Origin of the sequence: Megasphaera sp. AF13-6AC (genome assembly GCF_027685385.1) — a bacterium.
Lineage (GTDB): Bacteria > Bacillota > Negativicutes > Veillonellales > Megasphaeraceae > Megasphaera > Megasphaera micronuciformis.
Genome location: NZ_JAQCUN010000301.1, coordinates 262 through 686, shown reverse-complemented (window position 1 = coordinate 686; position 425 = coordinate 262). Strand labels below are relative to the sequence as shown.

Genomic DNA, 425 nt, shown 5'->3' with positions numbered 1-425 from the left:
GCGGCAGACCCCCGATGAGGAAGCGACTTATGCGACACCGGGACTGTTTACAGATGCCGTAACGGACAAGTTGCTCCATGTGGATGTTATGAGTATGACCCCTATCGAAGCCATTTCGTTTTTGCATGATTTGCAACGTGAAGCCAAGAAAGGAAGCGGTATTTCGTGAGCTCCATTATACATGTACTCGATGAAAAAACGGCCAATAAAATTGCAGCCGGTGAAGTAGTTGAACGACCCTCCTCGGTTATTAAGGAATTGACGGAAAATGCCCTGGATGCAGGGGCTACAACGGTAGAAATAGAGATTGCCGACGGAGGCAGTTCATATATGCGTGTCAGCGATAACGGCAGCGGCATGAGTGAAGAAGATGCGAAAAAGAGTATTATTCGTCACGGAACGAGTAAGATAAGTTCTATTGAAGA

Annotated in this window: 1 protein-coding gene; it reads left to right on the top strand. The window is 46.8% G+C overall.

Translation table 11 applies throughout. The features are described 5' to 3' along the window. Positions 1-165 precede the first annotated feature (165 nt). The coding region (locus PGX78_RS09005) for an ATP-binding protein (protein ID WP_270446624.1) at positions 166-425 on the top strand (260 nt) is incomplete at its 3' end.